The organism is Photorhabdus sp. HUG-39, assembly GCF_963878365.1.
In the GTDB taxonomy this organism is placed as follows: Bacteria; Pseudomonadota; Gammaproteobacteria; order Enterobacterales; family Enterobacteriaceae; genus Photorhabdus; species Photorhabdus kayaii.
Genome location: NZ_CAWNWY010000081.1, coordinates 1 through 2772, shown reverse-complemented (window position 1 = coordinate 2772; position 2772 = coordinate 1). Strand labels below are relative to the sequence as shown.

The 2772-nt window shown below is 57.7% G+C and carries 2 protein-coding genes; both read right to left on the bottom strand.

The genetic code is table 11. The features are described 5' to 3' along the window. Nucleotides 1–1948: two-partner secretion domain-containing protein (locus AAC155_RS23925; RefSeq protein ID WP_146748154.1), on the bottom strand; the 1948-nt coding region annotated here is incomplete at its 3' end. A 48-nt stretch (nucleotides 1949–1996) separates the two neighbouring features. After that, nucleotides 1997–2772 (bottom strand): ShlB/FhaC/HecB family hemolysin secretion/activation protein (locus AAC155_RS23920; protein ID WP_240002860.1); only part of this gene is annotated, 776 nt, incomplete at its 5' end.

Here is a 2772-nt window from a genome sequence, read left to right as displayed (position 1 = left end):
GGGTGCCGTGCTGGTTATCCAGCATCCGGGTGGTGAGGGACAGGGTATCTTTGCCCTGTTGTTGCATCACGCCGCCTTGATGACTGAGGGTGTCAGCGTTGACGGTTATCTGCCCGGCCTGAGTTTCGGCGTGGTTGAGTTGCAGTTCACCGGCCTGTATCGTCAGGGCGCCATTGGTCAGTAGTTTGCCCTTATCACCCAGCCACCGTTGGGTATTGAGCGACAGTTTCCCGTTGCCCGCCAGTTGCACGGTGCCCTGAGTGTTATCGGCCTGATGCGCGGTGAGATGCAGGTCCTCGCCCTGACTGGCAATAGTGCCCTGACGGTTGTTAAGCTGGTCAGTAGTGAGGGTCAATTTCCCCTGATTGAACACTGTCCCCTCACGGTTATTCAGGGTACGGGTATGGAGCGCCAGTTCACCAGTACCGGTCTGGTTAATTTTTCCCTGATGATTGGATAAATCCGGCGTCGTGAGGTGGATTTCCTTCGCCACTAACTGGCCGCCGTCGTTGTTAAACTGGCCCGGCGTTTTCGCCGTCAAACGGTCGGCGTTGACGGTAGCGCGAGCGGTACTGATCCCCGCTTGACTGGCGGTGAGTTGAATCTGGCTGGCTGCGGTCTGGCTGTCGCTCAGGTCAATCTGTTGGCTGTGGACAGCCAGCGTATCGGCGGCCAGATTTTTCCCCTTCGCCTGAACGTGCTGCGCGGTCAGAGTCAGTGAGCCGGGACGGGTAGTGTTGCCGTTATCATCCAGTCCCGCGGCCCACACGCTGTCATGGCTGCTGTGTATTGTGCCTGCGTTGACCGTGGCATCGCCGCGAGCTTCCACCCGGCCCTGATTGCGCAGTGCTCCTTTGGTCTGTAAATTCACCGCCGATTGGGACAGCAATTTGCCGGTGTTAGTGACATCGGCAGACGAGGTTAATTGCAACGTATCCCGGCTGCTGAGGGTGCCGCGGTTCTCTACCCAGCCATCGGCGGTGATATGGACCTCCCCGGCAGACGCGCCGATATTACCGGCATTATGCACGCCCACCCCCGTTTCGGTGCCTATCAGCCGGATTTTATGGGCATACATGCCGCCCAGCGCCGCCACATCCAACGCAAACGCCGGGTGCTTTTCATCGTCAATCGATTTTTTCTCCACCTGCTGATGCGCCGCATCCACAATATTGCGCCCGGTAGTCACTTTCAGGTCTTGCGCGTGTAATTTGGCATTAATCGCCACGGAACGGGCGATAATATCGGTGTAACTTTGCTGTGTGCTGTCCATGCCGTGCCCGTCAATCCGCACTTCCCCCTGATTGACATCAAACCCTTTCAGCCGGCCTCGCTCCATCAGGGCTTGCCCGGTAGTGAGCGTGGTGCGATGTGAGTTAATGAACCCGCAACCGTTACAGGTGATACCCGCCGGGTTGGCAATAATCACCTCGGCTTTCTGCCCGGCGACTTCAATCCAGCCATTGAGTTGACTGGGGTAACTACTGTTGACTTCGTTAAGAATAACGCTGGCGTCCCCTTTGGCTAACCACGGATTGCCCGCGACCATACCCCCCAGTTGCGTCTGCGTGGCTTGATGGCTGTTATTGAGGATCACTCCCTGTTTATCCACGTCAAACTGACGGTAGGTATTGTGGGAAACGCCATCGGCGCCCGGCGTCTGGATATTGACCTGCGGCGTGCCGTTGGCGCTGCGAATGATCGTCGGTTGCTGGCGCCCCGGCGCCTGTCCATCGGCCACAATCGCCGCCTGCGCGGTGAGCGAAATCCCGCCAAAGGCTAACAACAATCCAAACCGTAGCGCGGTGAGTCGGCAACGATGCTGCGGTGAAGACGGGCGATGAGCGCGGCGTCCGGTTCGTCCCCGTCCGGCCCGCGTTATTTCTGCCACCACCATCCACATCTGGCGAGATTGATTAAAGATAATACGATATAACTGTTTGTTCATAACTTTTGCTCCACACAACACCACCCATTGGCAGTTTTGCTATTTAAATTAATACTGCCAATACAGGTTGAATCCGGCCGTGACGGGGGAAGTTTGGAAACCGGCGGGTTTGGACAGCGGGACGCCGACAAACAGGTCGTAGCTCACCCCTTTCAGGCTGCCGCGCCAACCCAGAGCACTCCCCGCCAGGTGTTTTCCGAGCAGCGCGTCGCTGCCCCGTCCGCCTACTTCGCCATAATCCATTGCCAGATACAGCGATTGCCCGCGCAGCGGGGTTTGCCAGTCCAGTTCGTTCCGGCTGTACCAACCCCGATCGGCGGATAAGGTCAGCTCGCCATCAAAGCCGCGCACGGTCCAGCGGCCGCCAATCGAGAAGCGATCCTGAGGCGTCAATGGGCTGGCGCTTATCTGACGCAAATACTGGGTTTGATAAGAAAAGGGCTGAGAAAACAGCGTTAACGGCCCGGCAAGCGTCGCCGAGAATTGGGTGATTTTGGGTAAGGCGGTTCCTTCATTGCGGTACTCTTCCGGCGCAGGTTGCGCGCCAAACCAGCGCATGCCCTGCTGGTAAGTCACTTTGGTATCCAGCGTCGCGCTGCCGATAAAGTGGTGATGGGACAGCCCCAGCTTCCAGCCCGCGGTTTCCCGGCGCTGAACATCAACTTCGGTCTTATCAATAAAATTGCGGGACGCCCGACGATAAATTTCGCCGTTAAGCAAGGTTTTCTGGTCGGCGTTACGGTGCAGCACCCGACTAAGCTGGACCGCCAGGTTTTGGCTTTTGCCCCGGTATTGGATCGCCTGATTCAGCCCGGCTATTGTCT